We start from the raw sequence: 24,825 nt of genomic DNA on the forward strand, positions 1-24,825 counted from the left end.
CGCAACCGGCAAAGCTAGAGTGGTTGACGTGGCAGGACGGATTCGGGAGAGCGACATCGCCGAGGTGCGCGAGCGGAACCGGATCGACGAGGTCGTCGGGGAGTACGTGGCGCTGCGCCGCGCCGGTGGGGGCAGCCTGAAGGGCCTCTGCCCGTTCCACAACGAGAAGACCCCGTCGTTCAACGTCCGGCCGACGCACGGCACCTTCCACTGCTTCGGCTGTGGCGAGGGCGGTGACGTGATCAAGTTCATCCAGAAGATCGACCTGATCTCGTTCGTGGAAGCCGTCGAGCGGCTGGCCGACCGGGTCGGCATCCGGCTCACCTACGAGGGCGGCGGCGCGACGATCCAGCGCGACCGCGGCAGCCGCACCCGGCTGGTCGAGGCCCACCGGCTGGCCCAGGAGTTCTACGCCGAGCAGCTGGTCACCGACGAGGCGCGCCCGGCGCGGGACTTCCTGTCCGAGCGCGGGTTCGACGCGTCGATGGCGAAGACGTTCGGCTGCGGGTACGCACCCGGCGGCTGGGACAAGCTGACGAAGTTCCTGCTCAACCGCGGGTTCGAGGTCAAGGAGCTGCTCACGGCGGGGCTGTCCAAGGAGGGCCAGCGCGGCCCGATGGACCGGTTCCACCGGCGGCTGGTCTGGCCGATCCGCGACGTCGGCAACGACGTCGTCGGCTTCGGCGCGCGGCGGCTGTTCGACGACGACCGGATCTCGGCGAAGTACCTCAACACCGCCGAGTCGCCGATCTACAAGAAGTCCCAGGTCATGTTCGGCCTCGACCTGGCCAAGCGCGAGATCGCGAAGCGGCACCAGGTGGTCGTGGTCGAGGGCTACACCGACGTCATGGCGATGCACGCTTCCGGTGTGCCGACAGCCGTGGCGTCGTCCGGCACCGCGTTCGGCGAAGACCACATGAAGGTGCTTCGCCGGCTGATGATGGACGACGACGCCTTCCGCGGCGAAGTCATCTTCACCTTCGACGGTGACGAAGCAGGTCAGAAGGCCGCGCTGAAGGCGTTCGAGGGCGACCAGACGTTCGCGGGCCAGACGTACATCGCGGTCGCGCCGGACGGCATGGACCCGTGCGAGCTGCGCCTGGCCAAGGGCGACAGCGCGGTGAAGGACCTGGTCGCGCGGCGCACCCCGCTGTTCGAGTTCGTCATCCGCAGCACGCTCAAGAACTACGACCTCGACTCGGTCGACGGCCAGGTCGCGGCGCTGCAGAAGACCGTGCCGCTGGTGGCGTCGATCAAGGACCGCGCGGCCCGCGACGGCTACGCCTCGAAGCTCGCCTGGTGGGTCGGCTGGCAGGACGTCGCCCAGGTCGTCAACCGCGTCCGCGGGGCCGCGGGCGCGACCGACAAGCGGGGCGGGGCACCCGCCCGCCAGCCCGGGCGCGCCCAGCAGGCGGCGCCGGCCGCGCCGACGCAGGACGTCGCCCGCCCGGCCCCGAAGGATCCCCGGTTCGCCGTGCAGCGCGAGGCGTTGAAGGCCGCGCTGCAGCAGCCCGCGATCGCCGGGCCGGAGTACGACGCGCTGCCGCTGGAGGCCTTCACCCACCCGGTGTACGTGGCCGTCCACGAGGCCGTCCTGAAGGCCGGCGGCGCGGGCTCGGGCCTGACCGGGCCGGCGCTGCTGGACGCCGCGGCCCCGCACTGTCCGGAAGGGACGGTCCGGCGCGTGCTGTCCGAGCTGGCGGTGGAACCGTTGCAGGCCAAGGACGAAGTCGACTCCCGGTACATCTCGTCGATCCTCGCGCGACTGCAGGAGGGGCTCGTCGGACGGCAGATCGCGGAAATCAAGGGCAAGCTGCAGCGGCTGTCGCCGGTCGAGGCGCCGGACGACTACCGAGCGCTGTTCGGCGACCTCGTCGCGCTGGAGCAGTACAAGAAGTCGCTGGGCGAGCAGGCGGCCGCCGGCGCGTGGAGCTGAGATGAGTTTCCTGCGCCGTCTCCTCGGCGACCGCACGCCCGAAGGGTTCACCGGATCGCTCGCGCCGGGCGAAGAAGTCGTGGAGAGCGCCCCGGTCGAGGGCGGCGGCCACCTGGTCGTGACGGCCCTGGGCCTGTGGATCCCGGCCGAAGGCGGAGAACGCCGGGTCGGCTGGCACCTCATCGGCAAGGCGGCCTGGGCGGACGGCGTCTTCACGCTGACCGAGTCGGCGGAGGTGGGCACGGCCGGAGCGGCGGTCGTCCTGGCCGACCTCCCGCCGGTGCGCTTCCGGCTGCCGGCGCCGGGCAAGCTGCCGCGCGAGGCCTACCAGCGCGTCGAGGGCTCGATCCGCTCGCGGCACCGGCAGGAGATCGGGGCCGGGGGAGCGTGGTTCGTCCAGCGCAAGGTGCCCGGGCGCGACGGCACCGTGCTGCAGGTCCGGCCGGACCCCGGCACCGACGTCGAGCTGGTCGAGGCCATCGCCGAGCAGGCCGCCGCGAAGCTGGTCAACCCGGCGGAATAGCAGTACGCTCGTACTCAGTACAGGCGTACTGTTATCCGGGAGGCTCTCGTGTGGGATCCGGGCAAGTACCTCGACTACGCCGACCTGCGCGCCCGGCCGTTCTACGACCTGGTGTCCCGCATCGGAGCTGCGGCCCCCCGTCGCGTCGTCGACCTGGGCTGCGGCCCGGGCAACCTGACGGTTTCCCTCCGTGACCGCTGGCCGTCGGCAGCGCTGGAGTGCAGCGACAGCTCACCCGAAATGGTGGCGGCAGCCCGCGCCCGAGGCTTGGACGCGGAGCTGCTCGACGTCCGCGACTGGAAGCCGGCGCCCGACACCGACGTCGTGGTGTCGAACGCCGTCCTGCAGTGGGTCCCCGACCACGCGGCGTTGCTGCGGCGATGGGCGTCGACGCTGCCTGAGGGGGCGTACCTGGCGGTGCAGGTGCCGGGCAACTTCAACGCGCCTTCGCACGCGCTGACACGCTCGCTGGCGGCGTCCCCGGCGTGGGCGTCCCGCTTGGCGGAGGTGGCCCTGCGCGAGGACGACGCGGTGTCGACCCCGGTGGAGTACGCGAACCTCCTGGCCGACGCGGGCTGCGACGTCGACGCCTGGGAGACGACGTACGTCCAGCCCCTGACCGGGCCGTCACCGGTGCTGGAGTGGATCACCGGGACGGCGTTGCGCCCGATCCATGCAGCCCTGACCGACGCGGAGTGGGAGCAGTTCCGCGCCTCGCTGGCCCCGCTGTTGCGCGAGGCCTACCCACCCCGGCCGGACGGCGTCACGTGGTTCGAGTTCCGCCGCGTGTTCTTCGTGGCTCGGGTCAGCGCTTGATCTTCTCCCCGATCTTCGCGCGGGCCACCCCGGCAGCGCCTTGGACCATCGGGTGGTCGACGACCCGGCGGTAGGTGCGCACGAGCTGCTCGTACCGCCCCCGGCCTGCCTTGGCGCCCAGTACGTACCCCAGGCCTGCCCCCAGCAGGAACTTCTTCATCCGCGTCCACGCCTTCCGTCGTTAGGTCGTCCGACTGTCCATTGTCCAGGAAAACCGCGCGAGCGGGGGCGGTTGCGCTAAGTGGGGGGTGGTGCACGGGGCTTCGGGGGCATGGTCTAAAGTTCTTCTCGTCGGTCGGAGACCGGCACCGGAAGTGAGCAACATTCCCCTGTAGCTCAACTGGCAGAGCATTCGGCTGTTAACCGGAGGGTTCTTGGTTCGAGTCCAAGCGGGGGAGCGCAAGACCCAGGTCATCGACCTGGGTCTTTTTGCTATCCGGGAGCAGGGGCGATCCCGTGGCTGCTCTGACGATCGTCCGGCCACGGCACCCATCCCCACCGCCCGCAGGCAAACGGCTTCAACCGCGCCGCGTCCCCGACCTCACACGTCCGCCCTGCTAGGTGTACTTGGCCAGGACGTTGGTGGCGGTGGGTCGTGGTTGACGTGGGGAGGGCCTCCGGTTGAGGTGTGGCTTGTCTAGGACCCACGCCAACCGGAGGCTCTCGTGTCTCACCGTAACGCCCGGACCACTTTCTGGGCCGGTTGCTGATCGTCCAGCGTCACCAGGCCGGATGGCCGCAAGCGCACATCGCATCTGCGATGGGGATTTCCCGCAAATGCGTGAAGACCTGGCTGGACCGCTACGCCAGCGAGGGCGAGCCCGGTCTGCGGGACCGGTCCTCGCGCCCGCATACCTCACCACGACGGACCAGCGACGAGCTCGAAGCGCGGATCGTCGCGTTGCGGCAGCGTGAACGCCGCGGACCGGCCTGGCTGGGCTGCGAGCTGGGTGTCCCGGCACGGACGGTGTCACGGGTACTGGCCCGCCACCAGATCCCGCGGCTGGCTGCGCTGGACCCGATCACCGGGCAGGTGATCCGGGCCAGCCGACTGCCACCAACCTAATGGCCACATACAGCTAGGGCATGTGCACCGTGCGGAGGAACTCCGGCAGCCTCCACGGGCGGCGGCCGCCCACGCGGACCTTGCCCGTCCCGACCGCTCTCAGGGGGGAGATGCGGCCGAACATCATCGGGACCAGCACGGCCGGGTCGAAGGTGAGGCGGACGTCGGCTGTGCCGTCGGGTTCCTCCGCCCGGAGGCCTCCGTTCTGCAGCACCATCACCACCGGCGTCGTGTACGCCGAGCGGAACTCGACGGCGATCCGGCGCGGCGACGGCTTGGCGTAGTCCAGCAGGCTTCCGATGTCGTTGCGGACCATGCCGACGAAGAACAGCTCGAGGAACGACGCTTCGTTCGCCGGGTCGATCCGCCACGGCGCGCCGCTCGCGCGGGCGATGTCCCAGCCGTGGATCTCGAGCTCGTTGATCAGGTGCGCAAGCAGGCCGGCCACCGGCACGCGGCTGCCGCCCAGCCACCAGACCGGCTTGTCCGGGTCGAAGTCACGGGTGACCCGCAGGACCTCCGCGACGTCCGCGCGCAGGCGCTCGGCGAGCCGCCGCGGGTCGCGCTCGGGGTAGGCGGTCATCGCGATCTCGTTCATCTCCGAGACCGTCTCGATGTTCGCCGACGCCATCGGCGCTTCCAGCTCCGGCAGCGGCAGCGGGCCGCCGTCACCCCCGGCCATCACGGTGTAGACGAGGGCGATCCAGCCGACGTGCGCGGCGGTCTCGGCCACCGACCACTTGCCGACGGCCTTCGCGTGCGGGTCCGGCGCGTTCTCCACGGCCGCCGCGAACCGCTCGCCCGTCGCGGCGAAGGCCGCGCGCACCGCTTGCCACTGCGCGAGGGGGATCGTCATGGTCCGACGGTAACTCCCGCGGTGCCGGAGCCGGCTCTCCCAGACTGCGGTTTTCCGCGCCAGGCGGGGAAACTCGCGGCCGTACCCCCTCACACGATCGGGGCTACCCCGGGCGCCACGACTCCCTTCCACGCAGTTGCCCACAGTGCGCAAACCCACCGTCCGTGCTGTCTGCGTCCGGACCTGCGAGCCTCGACCGGGTGATCACCCCGGCGGCGGGGGAACGAAGCGCGGCGCGGGAATGGCATCATGGACGCGCTCAGCGTCGAGCGCACGGTCTCCCACGGACACACCGAGAGGCTATCGCCGAGTGATCAAGATTTGCCGAGGCCGCGACGGGAACGGCGCGAAACGCATCGTCTTCAGCCTGCCTGCCGACGAGCCTCCCGGCCGCGTCAGCGTGGTCGGCTCGTTCAACAACTGGACCCAGGCCAGCACCGCCTGCAGTCGCACACCACCGGGCGCCGTTCGGCCACCGTGGAGGTCGCCGCCGGTGTCGCTGTGCAGTTCCGCTACCTCGGGGAGAACGGCTACTGGTTCGACGACCCCGACGATCCGGACGTGCTCGACCCGGTCGACGGCGCACCGGTCCGGCGCTGCTCGGCAGAGACGGGAGCAGAAGCCTCGCGCTGATCGGGCCCGTCGTCCGCGGTGGCCGGATGCCGGCCGGCGCTGCGGTGGAGGTCCTCGAGCGCGTCGAGCCGCGCGGTCCGCCGCTGCCAGGCGAGCCAAGTGCCCGTCTGGGTTGCGATTCGTGTCAGCTCGTCCCGGGTCGCCTGGCCGGGTTCCTGCCTCGCCCGTGAGCGGTGGGTGGAGAGCACGCCGACACAGCTGTCCCGGTCGGTCAGCATCGGGGTGCTGTGCACCGTGCGGACCTGTTCGGCGTCCAGCGCGGCGCGCCCCATCGGGTCGAAGATCTCACTTCGGGTGATGTCGGGGATCGACACGGGTTCCCGCGTCGACAGTGCGAGGGCGCACGCGGTGTTGTCGCCTTCGACGTGGGCGAAATGCTTCACGAACGCCTGGGTGAATCCCCGGGAGACCACGATGTCGAGGCCACGGCCGCTGGCCGGGACGAGCTGCAGGTCCCCTTGCCGGGTACCGGCGCGCTCGGCCGACGCGTCGAGCGCCGCCGTCAGCACCTGCGCCAGGTTCGAAGGCCGCTCGGGCAGGAAAGTCAGTTCCGGGCCACGCCGCCAGTCGCGGCGCGGGAACCAGCGGCCGTCGCCGTCGGGGCGGGCGAGGGCGAGGAGCGCGGCGGCGAGATCCGCCGCTCCGAGCCCGTGGCGCTGGGCCACCTGGCGCAGCAGCCGCGACGCCACCGTGAGGCTCGGCAGCCGGTAGCGTTCGTAGAGGACGCCGGACGCCTGGTCCAGGGCCTTGAGCGCGCGGGCCGCCGCCGTGGACTGGTGCAGCTGCGCGCGCAGCCGGATGAGCTCTCGCCACAGCACCCCGTCGGCCTGCGCGGGAGCGTCGTGAGGTGAGTCCGCCAGGTCCCGGACGGCCAGCGCGGCAAGGTCCGCTCGCTCCTGCACGCCGAATTTCGCGGACAGGGCCGCGACATGACTCGCCACGGTGCGTCTGGGGACGTTCAGGGCGTCGGCGATCTCGCCGTCGGTCAGCTGTTGCGCGACCCCGAGCAGGACGGTGCGCTCGCGCGCGGTGAGCGATGATCGCGCGAACCCGTCTGCGGGTGGAGGCATCTTTCCCACTATCGTCGGGTGGCTGCGGAGGGGCAAGGTGCGGTACTCGGTTGCCGCGTCGGCAGATCGCCCGCGACTCGCCGCCCGGCGGCCTCGGAGGCAGGAAGCCATACTGGCGGCATGCGGGTCTTGATCACCGGGGGCACCAGCGGTCTCGGGTGGGCGATGGCGAAGGCGCTCCACGCCGACGGGCATCACGTCGTGCTCACCGGTCGCGACGCGGATCGCGCGGCGGCGACCGCCGCCGAAATCGGGGCGAACGGGATCGCGATGGATGTGCGCGACCCGGACTCGGTGCGGGCCGGGCGCGACCGGGTGCTTGACCTGTTCGGCGGGCTGGACGTGCTGATCAACAACGCCGGCATCGGGATGCGCACGGTCAACCCGCGGTTCCTGACGGAGCCGCAGCCGTTCTGGGAGGTGTCCGAGGCCGGGTTCGACGACGTGGTCAGGACGAACCTGACCGGCTACTTCCTCGTCGCGAAGGCCTTCGTGCCCGACCTGCTCGCTTCGCCGAGCGGCCGGATCATCAACGTCACGATGAATCACGAGACCATGCGCCGCGCCGGTTTCGTCCCTTACGGCCCGTCTCGTGCCGGTGCCGAATCCCTCTCCCGGATCATGGCCGCCGATCTCGCGGGCACTTCCGTCCGGGTGAACCTCCTGCTCCCCGGCGGCGCCACGGTCACCGGGATGATCCCGGACGGTGCGGTCGACACCTCGAGGCTGCTCCCGGCGGACGTGATGGCCGCTCCGGTGCGCTGGCTGTGCTCGCCCGCGGCCGACCAAGTGCACGATGAACGCATCGTCGCCACCGAGTTCGACGAGTGGCTCCGCCACCGGCGGAGCTGACGCCTTCCACGGTCGGGTGACTCGCCGAACGCGTGTCATCGCCATTGCTGCCGCGCCGGAACCAGGAATCAGAAAAAGCGCGCCGTCGCGTGTACCCGTGACGGCAGCGGGAATCTGAGCGCGGTCAAGGGCACTCGCCGGCTGAGCGTCCGGGACGTGCAGATGCGGATCACCGGCCTGGGGCGAGGAGACCAGAAATGACGGCGAAAATGCGGTTCGCGGAACTGGCGACCGTGGCGGGAATAGGAGTTGCGGGCATCAGCGCGGTGCGGCGCGCGATGTCCGGGCAGCGGAGTGAGGACGACGAAGCCCTGAACAGGTGGCTGGTCGTCACCGTCCTCCGATCGCCGGACGAAGTCGTCGCCGACGGGGCATTGCCCGCACCGCTCCGGGAACTGGGCGACCTCGTGGAGGTCCAGGTCCGGCCCGCGCCTGGTGACAAGGGCACCGAGCTCGCGGCCCGGCTCACCCGCCACGAACCGGCCTCGGCGTTCGCCCGCTTGGAGGGCAAGGACCCGCGCCAGCGGGTGCGTGTCGCGTTGCGCGAGGCCAAATCCCTTCTCGAGGTGGGCGAAATCGTCCACCCCGACGCGCCCGCGACCACCCATCCGGGCCCGCTCGGCCGTCTGCTGAGCCGGGCCACCCACATCGCACAAGGAGAGGGTCGGCTGTGAAGGCGCTGTGCTGGGAAGGAGTCAACGAGGTCCGGGTCGAGCAGGTGCCCGATCCGGAGATCCGCAACAACGGCGACGTGATCGTCAAGGTACGGGCCAGTGCGGCCTGCGGTTCGGACCTGCACCTGCTCGGCGGGTACATCCCGGCCATGCAGGCCGGCGACGTGCTCGGGCACGAGTTCCTCGGCGAGATCGTCGAGGTCGGCCCGGGCGTGCGGAACCGCAAGGTCGGCGACCGGGTCGTCGTGTGCTCGTTCGCCGGCTGCGGCAGCTGCTGGTACTGCACCCACGACCTGTGGTCCCTGTGCGACAACGCCAACACCAACTCGGGCATCACCCAGGCCCTGTGGGGCGCGGACGTGGGCGCCTGCTTCGGCTACTCCCACGCCCTCGGCGGCCTGGCGGGCAGCCACGCCGAGTACATCCGGGTGCCCTTCGCCGACCACGGCAGCTTCCCGGTGCCGGAGGGCCTGGACGACGACCTGGCCGCCGTGTTCGCCTCCGACGCCGGCCCGACCGGGTGGATGGGCGCCGACCTCGGCGGGGTGAAGCCGGGTGACGTCGTCGCGGTGTGGGGTGCGGGGGCGGTCGGGCAGGTCGCCGCTCGCGCCTCGGTGCTGCTCGGCGCCGAGCGGGTGATCGTCATCGATCGCATCCCCGAACGGCTGCGCCAGGCCCGCGAGCACATGGGCGCGGAAACCCTCGACTACACCCGGACCGACGTCGGCGCCGAGCTGCGTGAGCTCAGCGGCGGTCGCGGACCCGACGTGTGCATCGAGGCCGTGGGGATGGAGGCCCACAGCCCCGGCCCCGAGTACGCCTACGACCAGATCAAGCAGCAGCTGCGGCTGCAGAGCGACCGGCCCACCGCGCTGCGCGAGGCCATCCACGCGTGCCGCAAGGGCGGATCGGTGTTCTGCCTGGGCGTGTTCGCCGGCGTGGTGGACAAGTTCCCGCTCGGGGCGCTGATGAACAAGGGTCTGGTCTTCCGCGGCGCCCAGCAGCACGGGCAGCGCTACATCCCCGAACTGCTCGACCGCATCGCCCGCGGCGAGCTGCCGACCCGGCACTTCGCCACCCACCCGATGACCCTCGACGAGGGACCGAAGGGCTACGAGATGTTCAAGCACAAGCAGGACGGCTGCGTGCGACCGGTCTTCCAGTTCTGAGCGGACACCCGGGCCTCATCGGCAGTCACCGGCGCCATTCCTTGAGGCTCCGGGTTCGGCGGAAAACCGTTCTGCGCTTCGGCTCGCTCTCGATAGCCTGGCACCCATGCCGACCTATCGCGTCCTCGTCCGGGGCAAGTTCGACCGGCCGGCCGGCGCCGTCCGTGAGAAGCTCCTCGCCCGCGCGAGTGACGGGGATCTTTCCGAGCTGTCGTTCAGCGAAACCGGGTCGCTCACCTTCCCCCGGCACCTCGGCGGCTTCACCTTCCGGGTGCTGGTCACGGCGGAAGACGCGCAGCGGGCGCACGAGCACGCCCAGCTGGTCACCATGGAGCTGCTCGATCGCGAGGGCTACCCGTACCGCGACCTCACCGTCAGCTCGACCTGCCTCGACGACGTCCGGACCGCGCGCCGCTGACGGGCGACACTGCGCCCGTGTTCGAGTTCGCGGACCGGATCGCCGAAGTTGCCGATGGATCGCGGTTTCACGGGTACCTCCACGTCACCGTTCCGGAGATGCTCACCCGCGGTGGCACCACCTACGTCGACATGGTGTTCGCGCGCCCGGACCGTGACCTCCAGTGGCGGTACGAAGACCGCGCGGACCCCGGGACCGCCAGCGCGCAGGAGGAGCTGGCAGCCGCCGAGCTCGACTGGTACGGCGAGCGGTTCAGCCTGCGCTGGCTGGACGGCGAGGCCGCCGTGCGGGTTCGGCGCGGTGTGTTCCACCATGGTGACGAACGCGTGTGAAACCGGCCGAGGGGAGCTGACGAGTGGCACGTCTGCACGTCGGGTGTGCGATGTGGACCCACAAAGCCTGGCCCGGGCGGTTCCTCGCGCCCTCTCTGCCCGCCAAGGAACGGCTGCGGGCCTACGCCGGCTGGTGCAACGCCGTCGAAGGGAACACCACCTTCTACGCCACCCCCGCGCGGGCCACCGTCGAGACCTGGGCCGAGCAGACCGGCCCGGACTTCCGGTTCGTGGTCAAGATCCCCAAGGCCGTCACGCACGAGCGCCGGTTCCAGGGGGTCGAGGCCGAGATGCGGGCCTTCCTCGACGCCGTCGAACCGCTCGGTGCGCGGGCCGTCCTGTGGACGCAGGTGCCCGGCTCCTTCGGGCCCGGCGACGTCGACGTTCTCCGCCGCTTCCTGCGGCGGCTTCCCACCGGGCTCCGGCGGGCCGTGGAAGTGCGGCACCCGGACTTCTTCACCGACCCCCGCTCGGCGTCGCTGCTCGAAGACGCTCTTGCCGGTGCCGAGGCCGAATGGGTGCCGTTCGACACCACCGTCTTCTTCGCCCGGCCTCCGGTCAGCGCCGCGGAACAGGAGGCCTGGACCCGGAAACCCCGGCTGCCGCGGCGGACGCGGGCGCTGACCGATCGGCCCGTGGTGCGGTACCTGGGGCGGGACTCCGCCGAGGAGACGGCCGCGGGGTGGGAGCCCTGGGCCGAGGTGGTCGCCGGCTGGCTGCGGGAAGGCCGGTCGCCGACGGTCTTCCTCCACACTCCGGACAACGACGACGCCCCGGCGCTCGCCCGCCGGTTCCACGACGACGTGCGGGCGCTCGTGCCCGGGCTCGACCCGCTGCCCGAACCGGAGCCGGTCGAGCCCGCGACCCTCTTCTGAACCAGGGACCCGGGCGGGGACCAGGGTGTCTCCCTGGGGCGAAGGGCACCCCTGGCGGACCACTCTGAACGTCGAGCGGCGCACCCGCCGCGAAGACACGAGGAGTTGCCGATCATGGACATGAAGCTCGAGGTCGTGGTCCTGCCCGTCACCGACGTCGACCGGACCAAGCACTTCTACAAGACACTCGGCTGGCGCGAAGACGCCGACATCGCCTTCGGGACCTCGCGGGTGGTCCAGCTGACCCCGCCGGGGTCGGCCGCGTCGGTGCACTTCGGCACCGGCATCACCGACGCCGCCCCGGGCTCGGTGCGCGGGACCTACCTGGTCGTCAGCGACATCGAGGCCGCGCGCAAGGAGCTCGCCGGGCTGGGCGTCGCCGTCAGCGAGGTGTTCCACCGGGACGAGACCGGCGCCTTCGCCCCCGGCGTGCACCCCGACCACGGCACGTACGGCTCGTTCGCCTCCTTCAGCGACCCCGACGGCAACACCTGGCTGATCCAGGAGATCACCACCCGGTTCCCGGGCCGCACCTCCGGCGTGACCTACGGCTCCGCCGAGGAGCTGGAGCACGCGCTGAAGCAGGCCGCGGCCGCCCACGGCGAGCACGAGAAGGAGACCGGGCAGTACGACGAACAGTGGCCGGCCTGGTACTCCCGCTACATGGCCGAGCACCAGGACGCCTGACCACTTCCAGGAGAAACGCGATGTCCACGATCCACCTGCGCCAGCTGACCACCGCCTCGCCCGAGCAGTTCCTCGCCGGGCTGACCGACTTCGGGCCGGAGCGCGCGAAGCTGTTCGGGCGCAGCGCGAACGAGTACCTCCGGGTGCACGACCAGGGCCCCGGCCACGCCGACGTCACCGAAGGGTCGGGCGGCATCTGGGAACGCCTGCGCTACGACTGGTCCGACCCCGCCCGGGTCGTCATGACGACCACCGACTCCAACACCTGGGGCGGCGCGTCCGGGCACACCTACACCTTCACCCGGCTGGCGGACGGGACGACGCAGGTCGACGCCGTGGTGGTGCGGGAGGGCAAGAACCTCAAGGGACGGCTGCTCGGGGCCCTGCTCGGCGTCCTGGGCAAGCGGGTCCTCGGCGGGGAGCTGGCGAAGACGGCGCGGGCCATCGAGGCGCGCATCGCCGACAACGCGTGACGCGCCGGCGCGCTGCGCTAGGGTTCGGCTCACCCGGCACGGTCGTCCCGCCGTTGCCGGCGGGCCGTGGGAGGTTGGCATGCCGGGGCGTGCGCCCGCGCTGATCGGCAGGCACGGCGAACGGGCCACGCTCGATCGCCTCCTGGCCGATGCCCGTGCGGAGCGCGGCCGGGTGCTGGTCCTGCGCGGCGAGGCCGGCATCGGCAAGACCGCGCTGCTGGAGTACGCGCACGAGCGGGCGAGCGGCTTCCGCGTCGCGCGCGCCGCCGGCGTCGAGGCCGAGCAGGTGATGGCCTACGCGGGACTGCACCAGCTCTGCGCGCCCTTCCTCGACCGGCTGGACCGGCTCCCCGCACCCCAGCGGGACGCGCTCGGCACGGCGTTCGGGCTGAGCGCCGGCGCCCGGCCGACCCGGTTCCTCGTCGGGCTGGCCGTGCTCACCCTGCTCGCCGAGGTGGCCGAGGACCAGCCGCTGCTCTGCCTGGTCGACGACGTCCAGTGGCTCGACCGGATGTCCGAGGTGGTCCTCACCTTCGTCGCCCGGCGGCTGCTCGCCGAGCGCATCGCGGTCGTCTTCGCGGTGCGCGAGGGCGGCCGCGAGCCCGATCTCGCCGGGCTGCCGGAGCTGCCGATCGGCGGCCTGGAGGAGGCCGACGCGGACGCGCTGCTGGCCTCGGTGCTCAAGGGGCCGCTGGACACCCGCGTCCGCGACCGGATCATCGCCGAAACCCACGGCAACCCGCTGGCGCTGCTGGAACTGCCCCGCACGTGGACCGCGGCCGACGGCGTCGGGGCGCCCGGGCACCTCGCCTCGCGGATCGAACACTGCTTCGTCCAGCAGCTCGAGCCGTTGCCCGCCGACACGCGGCGGCTCTTGCTCGTCGCCGCCGCCGAGCCGCTCGGCGACGCCACGCTGCTCTGGGGTGCGGCGGGCCGGCTGGGGCTCGGTGCCGACCCCGCCGCCGCGGCCGAGGCGACCGGGCTGATCGAGTTCGGCCGCCGGATCCGGTTCCGGCACCCGCTGGTGCGGTCGGCCGTCTACCGGTCGGCGCCGCCGCGGGACCGGCAGGACGTGCACCGGGCCCTGGCCGACGTCACCGACCCGGACCGCGACCCCGACCGCCGGGCGTGGCACCGGGCCCAGGCGACCGTCGCGCCGGACGAAGAGGTCGCGGCCGACCTCGAACGCTCGGCGGGCCGCGCCCAGGCCCGTGGCGGGCTGGTCGCCGCGGCCGCGTTCTTCGAACAAGCGGCGCTGCTGACCCCCGAACCAGCCCGGCGCGCGGACCGCGAACTCGCGGCGGCCACGGTCAAGCGGGACGCCGGCGCGCTCGAAGAGGCGCTCGGCCTGCTGGACTCGGTGGCGGCCGGGCCGCCGGACGCCGGGCGCGCGGCCGAAGTCGAGCGCCTGCGCGGGCAGCTCGCGTTCGACGACCGACGCGGCGGCGACGCGGCCCGCCTCCTGCTGCACGCGGCCGAACGGCTGATCCCGCTCGACGCCGGCCGGGCGCGGGAAACGTACCTGGAGGCGCTGGCGGCGGCGCTGTGGGCGGGCTCGGACCGCAGTGGTCTCGTCGCGGTCGCGGAAGCCACCCGGGCCGCCCCGCCGGCGCCGGTGCCGCCCCGCGCGGTCGACCTCCTGCTGGACGCCCTGGTCACCCGGTTCACCGACGGCTACCGGACCGCGGCGCCGCTGCTGGCCACGGCGGTGGCGGCGGTCGGCCGCCTGGACGTCGGCGCGGAGGACGCCGGGCGGGTGCTGTGGCTGCTGGGCAACCGGGCCGGCGGCCTGGCCGCCACCGAGGCGGCGGACTTCGCGGCGGCACGGTCGTTCGCCGCGCGTCAGGTGCAGCTGGCGCGGGACGCGGGCGCCTTGGTGCAGCTGCAGTTCGCGCTCAACTTCCTCGCCGTGAACGAGCTGTTGGCGGGCGAGCTCACCGCGGCGGCGGCCTCGGTCGAAGAGGACCGCGCGATCGCCGACGTCACCGGGAACGCGCCGGTCGGCTACGCCACGATGCTGCTCGAGGCGTTCCGCGGCCGGGAAGCCCAGGCGGCCGAGCTGCTCGACGAGACCGCGCGCCAGGCGTCGGCGCGCGGCCAGCTCCGGCTGGTGACCTTCGCCGACTACGGGCGGGCGGTCCTGTACAACGGCCTCGGCCGGCACGACGCCGCGCTGGACGCGGCCCGCCGGGTGTTCGAGCACGACGTGCTGGGGTTCCAGAGCCTGGTCACCGCCGAACTGGCCGAGGCGGCCTCCCGGACCGGCGACGAGGAGTGGCTGGCGGCCGCGGCGGTCCGAGCCGCGGAGCGCGCCGAAGGCGCCGGGACGGCGGAAGCGCGGGGGATCGACGCCCGCGTGCGCGCGCTGGGCAGTGCGGAGGCCGACGCCCTGTACCGCGAGTCGATCGCGTGCCTGGAGGGGACGACGCTGCGCGTGGACCTCGCCCGCAGCCACCTGCTGTACGGCGAATGGCTGCGCCGCGAAGGCCGCCGCGTCGACGCCCGGGCGCACCTGCACACGGCCCACGAACAGCTGGCCGCGATGGGGCTGGCGGCGTTCGCCGACCGGGCCCGGCGCGAACTGCAGGCCACCGGCGAGACGGCGCGGAAGCGCACGGCGGAACCGACCGGCGAGCTGACCGCGCAGGAGTTCCAGATCGCCCGGCTGGCGGCGGAGGGGTATTCGAACCCGGAGATCGGCACCCGGCTGTTCCTCAGCCCGCGCACGGTCGAATGGCACCTGCGCAAGATCTTCGGCAAGCTCGGAATCAGTTCACGCCGTCAGCTGCGGGACGCGGCTCTCGTGGGCGCATGAGCCCGGACCGGGCCGCGATGCTGGAGACCGCCGAAGAGAGCTCCGGAGCGTTGCGCGGCCACGGCGTGGTCGGCCACGGGGTGATGGCTATCGCTGACGGGAGTCATTCCTCCGGCTCGTAGCGGAATTCGCGCAGGGTCACCGTTCCGGCGAGTGCCTCCACGCCGATCATGCGGCCGGTGAAGCCCGCCGCGACCTCCGTCGACAGGTAGCGGCCGTCGAACGCGCCGAGGACGTGGTCCTGCTCGCCGAGCACGGACAGCTCGACCAGGTCCGGCTCGGTGACTTCCCGCAGCGGGCCCGAAGGGTCCGGCCGGAGCGCCCGGATCCTCAGTGACACCACCGATCCGGCCGCGACTTCGGTGATCGCCTGCACGACCGGGCCGATGGCGAGCGTGGCCGTCACCTTCGTGCCGTCCGCGGTGAGGCCGTACCAGTGCCGGTCGTCGATGCGGACCACGAACACGGCCGTGCCGCGGGAAACGTCCAGGTCGGCCACGGCCGTCCAGTACTCGTCGAGGGCCCGGGTCAGCAGCGGGCGGCCCGGGGTGAGGGCCAGCTCGCCCCGGCGGACCGGGCGCGCGAACGTCCCGGGCCCGGCGCCCGGGGCCACCCAGCGCGGGTGGAGCTCGGCGAAGTCGTCGATGAAACCGTTGTCCGCCTTCGGGACCGGGAACCGGTCCTCGGCCACCACCGGCCAGCCGGCCACCCAGTCCACGCCGGCCAGGAACGTCTCGCGGCCGTTGACGTGGAACTGCGGTGTCTTGCCGCGCGGCCGGACGCCCAGGTACACCATCGCCCAGCTGCCGTCGGCGCACTCGACCAGGTCGGCGTGCCCGGTGTTCTGCACCGGGTGGGTGGTGCTGCGGTGGGTCAGGACCGGGTTCGCGGGCGCGGGCTCGTACGGGCCTTCCAGCGTGCGGGCGCGGGCGATGGTGACGGCGTGCCCGCGTTCGGTGCCGCCCTCGGCGAGCAGGAGGTACCACCAGCCGTCGACGCGGTACAGGTGCGGGCCCTCGGGTGCGGCCAGCCCGGTGCCGTTCCACAGCAGCCGTGGCTCGGCCAGCACCGCGCCCGTGGCCGGGTCGATCGGGACGCTCGCGATGCCCGGCAGGTCCGGCCGGAACGACGCCCAGGTGAGGTGGCAGCCGCCGGCCTCGTCCCAGCACAGGTCCGGGTCGATGCCGGTGGTGCCGGGCACGTGGACCGGGTCGGACCACGGACCGGCCGGGTCCTCGGCCGTCACGATCAGCTGCCCGCGGTCGTCGAGGACGTTCGTGGTGACCAGGTAAAACCGGCCGTCGTGGTGCCGCAGCGTCGGCGCGAAGACTCCGGTGTTCGCGGCGCCCTCGTTCGGCGGCAGCTGGCTCGGCCGGGTCAGCGCGTGCCCGACGAGCTCCCAGGAGACGAGGTCGGTGCTGCGCCGGATCGGGACGCCCGGCACGTATTCGAAACTCGAGTTCGCCAGGTAGTACGTGCCGCCGACCCGGCAGATCGACGGGTCGGGGTGGAAACCCGGGACGATCGGGACCGTCATCGCTGTCTCCTCACGGGTGCCCGCCGCCGTCCGCGGCGGGCACCCGCGGGGAGGTCAGGCGTTGCAGTTCTTGTTGCGGTTGATGCAGTTGACGACCTGGTTCATGATGCTCTGCGACATCACGTTCGCGAAATCGTCGTGGTCGGACAGCGGATTGTGCTTTTCGGACGGGAACGAGTCCACTTTGTACTGCTTCTTGACCTGGATGTCGTGCGGGATGTCGTAGACCAGCGTGGTCCGCAGCTGCGGCACCGCCTTGAACCCGGCGGCGCAGCGGCCGCTGCCGTCGGGGAACACGATGTGCGTGCGGTGGTTGGCACTGTCGGTGTTCTGGCCGTCCCAGCAGCTCGGGAAGTCGTGGATCCGCTCCACCTTGCTGCCTTCGGGGCAGATCGGGTACTTGTCGGTCAGCCGGTTCTCGAAGCCGGTGCAGGTCCACGCGGCGCGGGTGTTCTTGGTGCCGTTGATGGACGGCTTGGCGTCACCGCTGAGCGCGCGCAGGAACTTCGGCATCGCGACGACCTTGCCCGCCGCGCTGCCGCGGAAGGTGATGCCCACCTTCACCGGGCGCTGGATCACCCCGTCGTTGTCCGGCAGCTCGTTGTTGGCGTCCGGGCCGGGCAGCGGCGGTGTCGCCGTCGCACCACCGTTGTTGTCGGCCTGGCCGAGACTGCACGGCGCGAGGGCGTCGAGGCCTTGGGGTTTGGCGGCGGTGCGGCCGATGGCGATGGCCATGCGGTCGATGGTGGCGACGCGCTTGTCCTTGAGCGGGCCGAGGATGGCGTTCTGGACGAAGTTGGGGCCGCCCTGGCCCTGCGTGCTGACCAGCCGCTGGTTGGCTTCCTGGATCTGCGTGGTGAGCAGTTGCAGGTTGCGGTCCACTTCGGCCTTGGCCGACGCCGGGATCGCGGGCAGCTTGCTCGCCACGTCCGGGCAGGTGATCTGCGGTACCACCCCGCCGGGGGCGCCGCCGCCGTTGCTCGCCGGGTTGCCGCCGGTACCGGCCTGTTCCTTGAGCTTGCAGGGAGCGAGGACGCCGAGGCCCTGGGGTTTGGCGGCGGTGCGGCCGATGGCGATCGCGATGCGGTCGATGGTGGCGACGCGCTTGTCCTTGAGCGGGCCGAGGATGGCGTTCTGGACGAAGTTCGGGCCGCCCTGGCCGCGCGTGCTGACCAGCCGCTGGTTGGCCTCGTCGATCTGCGTGTCGAGCAGGTCGAGGTTGCGGTTGACCTCGGCCATCGCCGAGTCGGGCACGTCGGGCAGCCGGCTGGCGACGTCCGGGCAGGTGATCACCGGGGACGCGGCGGCCTGGGCCGCCTGGTCGCGGTCGCCGTCCGCGGACTTGGCGGGCGGATTCTTCTCGTCGTCTCCGGTGTCGATACGGACAACCGGCCAGAAATAGGCGGACTTGTCGCCGTTTTTGCACGTTGTGCCGGCGGCTTCGAGGCTCTTGTTGTTCGAGTCCGCGTTCGACGAGAGGTTGCCGACGTAGTCGTGCAGGTGCTGGGCGCCGTTGTGCACCCCGGGCTGCGCGACGAAGTTGTCCGGGTTGAAGTGCTGGTTCTCGTTGCGGCCGCAGTCCACGGTGAACGTGCCGGTGGACGCGCCGCGCGCGTTCGCGGGCGCGAAGTCGTTCGGCTTCACCTTCAGGATGTCGATGTAGAGCGACGGATCGGCCGGATCGGCGCTGGCCTGGTCGGACGCGCCGAAGGTGGTTGCCACCGCGATGCCGCCGGCGGCAAGGGCCAGTGCCGTGACGCCGGTGGCGATCTTGGTTCGTCGGGAGATGCGGTGCTTTCCCGCGTTTCCGGGCATGACGTGACTCCGTGGGGTTCAAGGGGAAGAGAATCCACTGGCCCGACACCAGTGGCGCGGTTCTCTGTTAGCGATAACAATGTCCGCCTTGTGAAAAGCTGACCGATTCTTTCCGGGAGCTCAACGAGGGGCGGGCACGGGCGTAATCGTGACCCGTGCCCGCCCCGTTGTCCAGTGCTTCGTCGCGTGAGGAAAGAGTTCGGAAATGTGGTGAACCGCAATGAACCGGGAGCCGTGTAGCTCGGTGAGGCGCGGAGTGCGCCGGTCAGCTGTCCAGCATGGTCAGGCTCGGCGTCTCGCCTGGTCCGACCGGGAAGTAGGCGAGGAAGGTGACGCCGTCGCCTTCGGGGTCGAACCGGGCGATCCGCGCCGATTCGGGCTCGTGGAAGACGTCTCCGGCGGTGAGCACGGTTTCGGGTTCGCCTTCGATCTGGTAGACGGCCGAACCCGTTTCGATGCTGCCGAACACCGGTCCGTTGTGGACGTGCAGGCCGAGGTGCTCACCCGGGGCGATGGTGATCCGGCGGATTTCGACGTGATCGATGACGCGCGGCGCCGGGAGCTGCTGGTCCAGCAGCAGGGTGCGGGTGAGGGCCGGGACGGCGGCGGGCTCGCCCTCGCCCGCCGGGTCACCGAGCTCGGTCGGCGTGCCGTCGGCGGGCAGCTCCTCGATGGCCAGGTGGGTCAGCGAAGTCGTGTCGGTGGCGCCGTGCCAGTGCCACTCGCCGGCGGCGACGCGGACGGTGTCGCCCGGCCGGATCAGCTGGGCCGGGCCGCCGCGGCGCTGGACGTACCCGGTGCCTTCGGTGACGACCAGGACCTGGCCGAGCGGGTGCCGGTGCCAGCGGGTGCGCGCGCCGGGGGCGAACTGGACGCGGTCGACGCGGGTCCGCGACGGGCCTTCGGGGACGGCGAGCGAGGTGACCCAGGCGCTGCCGGTGACCGCGTCGGCGGGGGCGGCGGTACTGGTGGACGGGACGCGGCGGACGTGCACGGGGTTCTCCTGGGTCAGTGGGCGGCGAGCAGGGCGAGCACGCCGGAAACGGCCTGGTCGAACGGTTCGGGGGAGCCGGCGGCGCGAGCGAGCACGTACCCGCCCTGCAGGACGGCGACGATCGTGGCGGCCAGCGCCGCGGTGTCCAGGGAGGCGGGCAGCTCGCCCGCGTCCCGGCCTTCGCCGAGCACCTCGGCCAGCCGGGCGCGCAGCCGGGTGAGCGTCTCGTCGACCGGGGCGCGCAGGACCGGGTCGGCGACGATTTCGGGATCCTGGGTGAGCCGTCCGATGGGGCACCCCTTGAGCACCTCGCGCTCGCGCCGCAGGTAGGCGGTGATGCGCTCGACGGCGGTGCCGGGCGTGCGCAGCTGCGCCTCGGCGGCGGCCAGCAGTTCCTCGGCGCTGCGCTGCACGGCGGCCAGCGCGAGGTCCTTCTTGCCGGCGAAGTGGTGGTACATGCTGCCCTGGCCGGCGCCGGCCCGCTGCTGGATGGCCTTGGGGCTGGTGCCGACGTAGCCGCGTTCCCACAGCAGCTCGCGGGCGCTGTCGACGAGCTGGTCCCGGGTTCCCATGGGCCAGACTGTACATACTAGTAGGTACAGAATCAACGTTGTCACACCTTCCCGCCGGGCGGTGTCTTGAGGCCGGACACCGTTCGAGAGGAGACCGTCATGGACCTGGCCCTGTGGCTCGCGGCCGGCCTGCTCGCCGTCGTGGCGCTGACCGGGGGCGTCAGCAAGGCGTTCGTGCCCCGGGAGAAACTGGCGGCGGCGCCGGGTGGGGAATGGACCGCGGACGCGGCGCCCGGCTTCGTCAAGGGCCTCGGCGTGCTGGAGCTGCTCGCCGCGCTCGGCCTGATCCTGCCGGCGGCGACCGGGATCGCGCCGGTGCTGGTGCCGGTGACGGCCGGGTGCTGGGTGCTGCTGATGGTGGGTGCGATGATCACCCACGTCCGGCACGGCGGTGCCGGGTTCGCCGTGCTGAACCTGGCCTACCTGGCCGTCGCGGCGTTCGTCGCCTGGGGCCGGTTCGGACCGGTGCCGGCATGAGCGGGGGAGACGTCGTGACGGAAGCCTTCGTGGCCCACCGGAACCTGCTGTTCACGGTGGCGTACGAGATGCTCGGCTCGGCGGCCGACGCGGAGGACGTCCTCCAGGAGACGTGGCTGCGCTGGGCCGAAGCCGACCACGAGGCGGTGCGCGACGAGCGCGCGTACCTGGTCCGCATCACGACCCGGCTGGCGCTCAACCGGCTGCGCACGTTGAAGCGCCGCAAGGAGGCGTACGTCGGGCCGTGGCTGCCCGAGCCGCTGCTGACGGCGCCGGACGTGGCCGAGGACGTCGAGCTGGCGGAAAGCGTTTCGATGGCGTTGATGCTGGTCCTCGAAACGCTGGCGCCGACCGAGCGCGCGGTGTTCGTGCTGCGCGAGGTGTTCGACCTCGGCTACGACGAAATCGCCGAGGCGGTGGGGAAGACCCCGGCGGCGGTAAGGCAGATCGCGAGCCGGGCCCGCCGGCACGTGGACGCCCGCCGGCCGCGTGAGGTGGTGTCGGCGCGGGAGACCCGGGCGGTGCTGGAGTCGTTCCAGCGCGCGTTGGAGGGCCGCGACCTGCAGGGGCTGCTGGACTTGCTGGCACCGGACGTGGTCCTGCTGAGCGACGGAGGTGGAGTCAAGCAGGCCGCCCTGCGCCCGGTGTCCGGCGCGGACAAGGTGACCCGCTTCATCATCGGCGGCATCGGCAAGGCGGCGGTGGAGCTGACCGGAGCGCCGGTGGTGGTGAACGGGAAGCCGGCACTGGCGATGCACGTGGACGGCGCGTTCGACGGGATCATGGCGGTCCGGGTGGAAGGGGGGCGGATCAGCGGGCTGTACTTCGTGCGGAACCCGGAGAAGCTGACGCGGGTGGAGTCGGAGACGCCGCTGACCCTGCGGTGAGGGGGAAAGGCGCCGGTTCCCGTAACGCGGAACCGGCGCGGCGCGACCCTGGCTGCGCACCGCGAACCGCGGCGCACGACGGCTCGTCCCCGGCCTCGTCGGAATCCTGGCGTGCCAGGGGAAGGGTTGACACGATGCGAAGATTCTCCGGGGCGCTCCGCGTCCCGCTGGTGTTGTTCGCCGCTGTCGCGCTCGTCGTCTTCGGCTTCGCGCCGGTCGCCTCGGCGACGGTGCTCTGGCCCGACGAACAGGCCATGATCACCACCAGCACCTACCGATCCACCTACCTCTACGACGTCGGCGCGGGGAACTCGATCTCCTACGAGCAGTTCGCGCAGCCCGCGGTCACCGCGTTCTACGGAGCGCAGGGCGGCTTCGACCGCAACTTCATGGTCTGGGCGCCGATCGTGGCGATCGACCGGCCCCACGAATTCTGGAACGGGTGCGACGGCAACACCGGCGGCCTCTGCCCCCACGTCCGCGACGGCAACCAGCGGATCGACGCCGAGATCGGCACCGGCCCGATCCACGTCAAGTACTGGAACGGCGCGTTCATCGGCGTGGCCTGCGGAAACTTCAACCACGGCGGCGCCGGACCGGTCCCGGTGATCAGTGGCACGAAGTACGAGGACGTCAACGGTGACGGCGTCCGGCAGCCGGGGGAACCGGGCTTGCCCGGCTGGACGATCGACCTGTCCTACAACGGGACGGTGGTCGCGACGACCGGCACCGACGTCGGCGGCGGCTACGCGTTCTCCCTGAACGCCAACGCCATGCCGGTCGGTGCGGGGACGTACACCCTGACCGAACGCCCGCAGGCGGGCTGGGTCCAGTCGCAGGCGCCGGCCCCCGTCGCCGTCGGGTACGGCGCGGGTGAAACGCGCTTCGGCGGGAACGACTTCGGCAACTACCGGCCGGCGACCATCGGGGGGCGCAAGTTCGACGACCACGGGGCCGACGGCAGCGGCGCCGGCGATCCCGGCCTGGCGAACTGGACCTTCGACCTGGACAACGGCGCCACCGCGGTCACCGGGGCCGACGGCGGGTACGGGTTCTCCGGCCTGCGGCCGGGAACGTACACCGTCCGGGAGCAGGACCAGAGCGGCTGGTGCCGGACGACACCCGAGTCCGGGAGTACCACCGTGACCGTCACCAGCGGCCAGGTCGCCGGCGGCGTCGACTTCGGCAACGTCTGCCTCGGCGCGATCGCGGTGACCGCTCCGGACGGTGTCGCCGTGCGCGTCGACGAAGTGAGTGTTCCGGGCGTCCTCGCGAACGATCCGCCGGCCCCTCGCACGACCTCGGGGACTTCGACGGTCGGCGGGCTGCTGCCCGGCACGTACCGGGTCACGCTGACCCTGCCGGACGGCGTCTTCACCACCGATGCGGATCTCACCTCGCTGGACGGGAAGTTCGCCATCGTCAAGACGGTCACCGTCGGCGAGTGCGGGACCACCGCGGTCGCGCCGCCGTTCGTCACCTCGCAGCCCGGCAAGATCACCGGCGGGGTCCGGATCCTCGTGCCCGGGGGGATCGCCACCGCGGGGTTCGAGTTCATGCAGCGCAAGGAAGGCCCGCGCGGCACGCTCGAATACAACGACCACGGCAACGGGATCGACGTGCACACCTCGGACATCACCGGGATCTCGGTCTCCGGCCAGGACGCCTACGTGTTCGGCCACGCCGTGCTGAACGGGGTCACCACCGGCTTCCGGCTCCACCTCGTGGACGCGGGGGAACCCGGGCGGGCGGACCGGTTCGAGCTGTTGCTCGCCACGGGGTATTCGGCCGGGTACGGCCGGACGCTCGACGGTGGGAACGTCCAGATCCACTGAGCGGTGAGACCGGCGGTGTGCTTCCCCGCACGCCGCCGGTTCCCCGTCACCCCAAGCGCTTGTCCCAGTCCTCGAACGCGCTCACCAGCTCCTCCGGCGCCCCGGTCTCCCGCAGCCGGCCGGTCTCGGCCTCGATGTAGTGCCGGTACAACGGCACCAGCCCCGCCGCCAGCTCCGGCTCCACCTCGGCCGCCTCCAACGGGTGCCCCGCTCGGACCTGCTGTGCCAACCGGACCAACGATGTCCCCGGGGCGTCGGCCAGCCCCAGGTACCACTCGATCGCCTCGTCGTTGTTCGCCGCGCGGCCGGTCGGTGTCGTTCCCGAATACAGGAACCGGACCGGGAACAGCACCGCCTTCGTGAACCACACCTTGTCCACCAGCAGGCGCTTCGGCGTCCGGAACTCCGCCGTCACCTCGTCCGTCGCCAGGACCGCGATCGCGAAGCCCGCGCTCTCCAGCAGCAGCTCCCGCGCCTGCGGGCGGGCGATCTCCGCGCGGACGTCCGTGCCGGTCAGCACCCGGCCGTCGTCGGCGAGCTGGAGGCGGTCCAGTGCCGGGAAACGGCCGTCGTCGCGGCCCTCGCGCAACGCCGGCAACGAAGCCCAGAACACCGATAGCTTGCGGTACAACGGGCTTCGCTCCTGCAGGGCCGCCGTCGTGCTCTCGACCGACGAGCGCGTGTCGTCGCCCGTTTCGGTCAGGACCAGGGCCAGGTCGATGTCGCTCGCCGCCGCGGAGTAGCCGCCGTAGGAGAGGCTGCCCAGCAGGTACGCGCCGATCAGGCGCTCTCCCAACGCTTCCTGGTACGCGCCGGCGGCCTCGAGGGCGATTTCCCGGGCCGCGGCTTCCGGTTCGGTTGTCGTCACGCAGCCACCGTATCGCGGCGGGCGCACTCGGCGATGCGGTCGGACACCACGCCGATCACCTGCCACGCCCGGTCCAGCACCGTGATCGCCGCCTCCGGGGTCCAGTCCGTGCGCCGCCGCAGCACTTCGTAGCCCATCTCCAGGTGCTCGACGTCGGCTTCGTCGTGCAGCTCGAAGTACTCGTCGTCGGGGAACGCCTTCGTGCCGGCCTGGCTGAACACCAGGCTGCCCGCCTCCAGGGCCAGGTGCGCCAGCACCGCGCGCTGCACGCCGGGCAGGATCGCGAACTGGTCGACGAACCAGGACGCGCCCATCTCGATCACCGGGTCCCAGACCAGCTCCCGGTCCTCCGCGCGGCTGCGGGCCAGGATCTTGTCGTGGCCGACCTCTTCGGCCTGGTGCTCGCACGCGAGCGCGCGCAGCTCGGGGTCGCTCTCGAAGGTCACCCGCGCGCTGATCATCCGCTGGAACGCGTTCGACCACGGCTGCAGGTAGGTGAGCACCGCCTTCTTCGTCTCGGCGGTGGTGCTTTCGTCGGTCAGCAGCCGGATCAGGTCCGACCCCTCGTACTCCCGCTGCCGCTGCTCGTTGTGGCGGGCAACGCGCTCGACGTCCTGCTCGGTCACGATCTGCTCCTTCCGGTCG

General features: G+C 71.9%; 24 protein-coding genes, 1 tRNA gene and 2 pseudogenes. 18 read left to right on the forward strand and 9 right to left on the reverse strand.

The genetic code is table 11. The features are described 5' to 3' along the window. The first annotated feature begins 19 nt into the window (after positions 1 to 19). Genes dnaG through ABZX11_RS28025 form a run of 3 tightly spaced genes read left to right on the forward strand, consistent with a single transcriptional unit; the run spans position 20 to position 3,275 of the window. Positions 20 to 1,936, forward strand: a complete 1,917-nt coding sequence (dnaG, locus tag ABZX11_RS28015) for a DNA primase (protein WP_176171673.1) — start codon at positions 20 to 22, stop codon at positions 1,934 to 1,936. 1 nt (position 1,937) lies between these two features. Beyond that, positions 1,938 to 2,459 carry a hypothetical protein gene (locus tag ABZX11_RS28020; protein ID WP_176171672.1) on the forward strand — a complete coding sequence of 174 codons (522 nt, stop codon included), beginning with the start codon at positions 1,938 to 1,940 and terminating at the stop codon, positions 2,457 to 2,459. 48 nt (positions 2,460 to 2,507) lie between these two features. Further along, entirely contained in the window at positions 2,508 to 3,275 is a 768-nt protein-coding gene (locus ABZX11_RS28025) for a trans-aconitate 2-methyltransferase (protein ID WP_354918251.1), read from the forward strand. Here ABZX11_RS28025 and ABZX11_RS28030 read toward each other — a convergent pair. Beyond that, a complete protein-coding gene (locus tag ABZX11_RS28030; protein WP_176171670.1) occupies positions 3,265 to 3,435 on the reverse strand; it encodes a hypothetical protein in 171 nt (56 codons plus the stop codon). The two genes, ABZX11_RS28025 and ABZX11_RS28030, sit on opposite strands and share 11 nt — an antisense overlap. Before the next feature lie 165 nt (positions 3,436 to 3,600). Between ABZX11_RS28030 and ABZX11_RS28035 the strand changes: the two genes are divergently transcribed. Both ABZX11_RS28035 and ABZX11_RS28040 read left to right on the forward strand, forming a co-directional pair. Further along, positions 3,601 to 3,673: transfer RNA gene (locus tag ABZX11_RS28035), tRNA-Asn, on the forward strand. A gap of 267 nt (positions 3,674 to 3,940) precedes the next feature. After that, positions 3,941 to 4,323: pseudogene (locus ABZX11_RS28040) on the forward strand (leucine zipper domain-containing protein); the annotation flags it as partial. A gap of 31 nt (positions 4,324 to 4,354) precedes the next feature. Here ABZX11_RS28040 and ABZX11_RS28045 read toward each other — a convergent pair. Then, positions 4,355 to 5,197 carry a maleylpyruvate isomerase N-terminal domain-containing protein gene (locus ABZX11_RS28045; RefSeq protein ID WP_354918254.1) on the reverse strand — a complete coding sequence of 281 codons (843 nt, stop codon included), beginning with the start codon at positions 5,195 to 5,197 and terminating at the stop codon, positions 4,355 to 4,357. Between the two features lie 310 nt (positions 5,198 to 5,507). On the opposite strand from ABZX11_RS28045, the pseudogene ABZX11_RS28050 reads away from it, so the two are divergent. Then, positions 5,508 to 5,830, forward strand: a pseudogene (locus tag ABZX11_RS28050) (isoamylase). Here the strand turns inward: ABZX11_RS28050 and ABZX11_RS28055 are convergent. Then, positions 5,728 to 6,900 (reverse strand): LuxR C-terminal-related transcriptional regulator, encoded by a 1,173-nt coding sequence (locus ABZX11_RS28055; protein WP_354918257.1) that lies wholly within the window; start codon positions 6,898 to 6,900, stop codon positions 5,728 to 5,730. The pseudogene ABZX11_RS28050 and the gene ABZX11_RS28055 sit on opposite strands and share 103 nt — an antisense overlap. A gap of 120 nt (positions 6,901 to 7,020) precedes the next feature. Here ABZX11_RS28055 and ABZX11_RS28060 point away from each other — a divergent pair, with 120 nt between their 5' ends. The 9 genes from ABZX11_RS28060 (at position 7,021) to ABZX11_RS28100 (ending at position 15,195) form a co-directional block, all read left to right on the forward strand. Then, positions 7,021 to 7,752 (forward strand): SDR family oxidoreductase, encoded by a 732-nt coding sequence (locus tag ABZX11_RS28060; RefSeq protein ID WP_354918260.1) that lies wholly within the window; start codon positions 7,021 to 7,023, stop codon positions 7,750 to 7,752. Between the two features lie 197 nt (positions 7,753 to 7,949). Beyond that, on the forward strand, positions 7,950 to 8,426 hold the full coding sequence (locus ABZX11_RS28065; RefSeq protein WP_354918263.1) for a hypothetical protein: 477 nt from the start codon (positions 7,950 to 7,952) through the stop codon (positions 8,424 to 8,426). After that, positions 8,423 to 9,595, forward strand: a complete 1,173-nt coding sequence (locus tag ABZX11_RS28070; RefSeq protein WP_354918266.1) for a zinc-dependent alcohol dehydrogenase — start codon at positions 8,423 to 8,425, stop codon at positions 9,593 to 9,595. The genes ABZX11_RS28065 and ABZX11_RS28070 overlap by 4 nt, the downstream gene beginning before the upstream one ends. 106 nt (positions 9,596 to 9,701) lie before the next feature. Continuing rightward, positions 9,702 to 10,013, forward strand: a complete 312-nt coding sequence (locus tag ABZX11_RS28075; RefSeq protein WP_354918269.1) for a DUF6204 family protein — start codon at positions 9,702 to 9,704, stop codon at positions 10,011 to 10,013. Positions 10,014 to 10,030: 17 nt separating this feature from the next. Next, on the forward strand, positions 10,031 to 10,345 hold the full coding sequence (locus ABZX11_RS28080; protein WP_354918272.1) for a hypothetical protein: 315 nt from the start codon (positions 10,031 to 10,033) through the stop codon (positions 10,343 to 10,345). A 50-nt stretch (positions 10,346 to 10,395) separates the two neighbouring features. Next, entirely contained in the window at positions 10,396 to 11,220 is an 825-nt protein-coding gene (locus tag ABZX11_RS28085) for a DUF72 domain-containing protein (protein WP_354918275.1), read from the forward strand. Positions 11,221 to 11,334: 114 nt separating this feature from the next. Continuing rightward, positions 11,335 to 11,907: a VOC family protein gene (locus ABZX11_RS28090; protein WP_176171661.1), complete on the forward strand. Its 573-nt coding sequence runs from the start codon at positions 11,335 to 11,337 to the stop codon at positions 11,905 to 11,907. A gap of 20 nt (positions 11,908 to 11,927) precedes the next feature. Beyond that, complete coding sequence (locus ABZX11_RS28095) at positions 11,928 to 12,380, forward strand: hypothetical protein (protein WP_176171660.1); 453 nt, start codon at positions 11,928 to 11,930, stop codon at positions 12,378 to 12,380. Positions 12,381 to 12,459: 79 nt separating this feature from the next. Then, entirely contained in the window at positions 12,460 to 15,195 is a 2,736-nt protein-coding gene (locus ABZX11_RS28100) for an AAA family ATPase (RefSeq protein WP_354918279.1), read from the forward strand. Positions 15,196 to 15,298: 103 nt separating this feature from the next. On the opposite strand, the gene ABZX11_RS28105 is transcribed toward ABZX11_RS28100, so the two are convergent. The 4 genes from ABZX11_RS28105 to ABZX11_RS28120 form a co-directional block, all read right to left on the reverse strand. Next, positions 15,299 to 16,732, reverse strand: a complete 1,434-nt coding sequence (locus tag ABZX11_RS28105) for a family 43 glycosylhydrolase (protein ID WP_354918282.1) — start codon at positions 16,730 to 16,732, stop codon at positions 15,299 to 15,301. A 54-nt stretch (positions 16,733 to 16,786) separates the two neighbouring features. Then, positions 16,787 to 18,547, reverse strand: coding sequence for a DUF1996 domain-containing protein (locus tag ABZX11_RS28110; RefSeq protein WP_354918285.1), 1,761 nt, complete (start codon positions 18,545 to 18,547; stop codon positions 16,787 to 16,789). A gap of 265 nt (positions 18,548 to 18,812) precedes the next feature. Continuing rightward, positions 18,813 to 19,541: a cupin domain-containing protein gene (locus ABZX11_RS28115; RefSeq protein ID WP_354918288.1), complete on the reverse strand. Its 729-nt coding sequence runs from the start codon at positions 19,539 to 19,541 to the stop codon at positions 18,813 to 18,815. A gap of 14 nt (positions 19,542 to 19,555) precedes the next feature. Beyond that, positions 19,556 to 20,113 (reverse strand): TetR/AcrR family transcriptional regulator, encoded by a 558-nt coding sequence (locus ABZX11_RS28120; RefSeq protein ID WP_354918291.1) that lies wholly within the window; start codon positions 20,111 to 20,113, stop codon positions 19,556 to 19,558. Positions 20,114 to 20,212: 99 nt separating this feature from the next. Here ABZX11_RS28120 and ABZX11_RS28125 point away from each other — a divergent pair, with 99 nt between their 5' ends. The 3 genes from ABZX11_RS28125 (at position 20,213) to ABZX11_RS28135 (ending at position 23,312) form a co-directional block, all read left to right on the forward strand. Beyond that, positions 20,213 to 20,590 (forward strand): DoxX family protein, encoded by a 378-nt coding sequence (locus tag ABZX11_RS28125; protein WP_354918294.1) that lies wholly within the window; start codon positions 20,213 to 20,215, stop codon positions 20,588 to 20,590. Next, positions 20,587 to 21,477 (forward strand): RNA polymerase sigma-70 factor, encoded by an 891-nt coding sequence (locus ABZX11_RS28130; protein WP_176171653.1) that lies wholly within the window; start codon positions 20,587 to 20,589, stop codon positions 21,475 to 21,477. Before ABZX11_RS28125 ends, ABZX11_RS28130 begins: the two co-directional genes overlap by 4 nt. Before the next feature lie 134 nt (positions 21,478 to 21,611). Then, entirely contained in the window at positions 21,612 to 23,312 is a 1,701-nt protein-coding gene (locus tag ABZX11_RS28135; protein ID WP_354918297.1) for a post-COAP-1 domain-containing protein, read from the forward strand. 46 nt (positions 23,313 to 23,358) lie between these two features. Here the strand turns inward: ABZX11_RS28135 and ABZX11_RS28140 are convergent, their stop codons facing one another. After that, positions 23,359 to 24,180, reverse strand: coding sequence for a hypothetical protein (locus tag ABZX11_RS28140; protein ID WP_354918300.1), 822 nt, complete (start codon positions 24,178 to 24,180; stop codon positions 23,359 to 23,361). Further along, positions 24,177 to 24,806 (reverse strand): hypothetical protein, encoded by a 630-nt coding sequence (locus ABZX11_RS28145; protein ID WP_354918303.1) that lies wholly within the window; start codon positions 24,804 to 24,806, stop codon positions 24,177 to 24,179. The genes ABZX11_RS28140 and ABZX11_RS28145 overlap by 4 nt, the downstream gene beginning before the upstream one ends. Positions 24,807 to 24,825 lie beyond the last annotated feature (19 nt).

Source organism: Amycolatopsis sp. NPDC004169 (assembly GCF_040610315.1).
In the GTDB taxonomy this organism is placed as follows: Bacteria; Actinomycetota; Actinomycetes; order Mycobacteriales; family Pseudonocardiaceae; genus Amycolatopsis.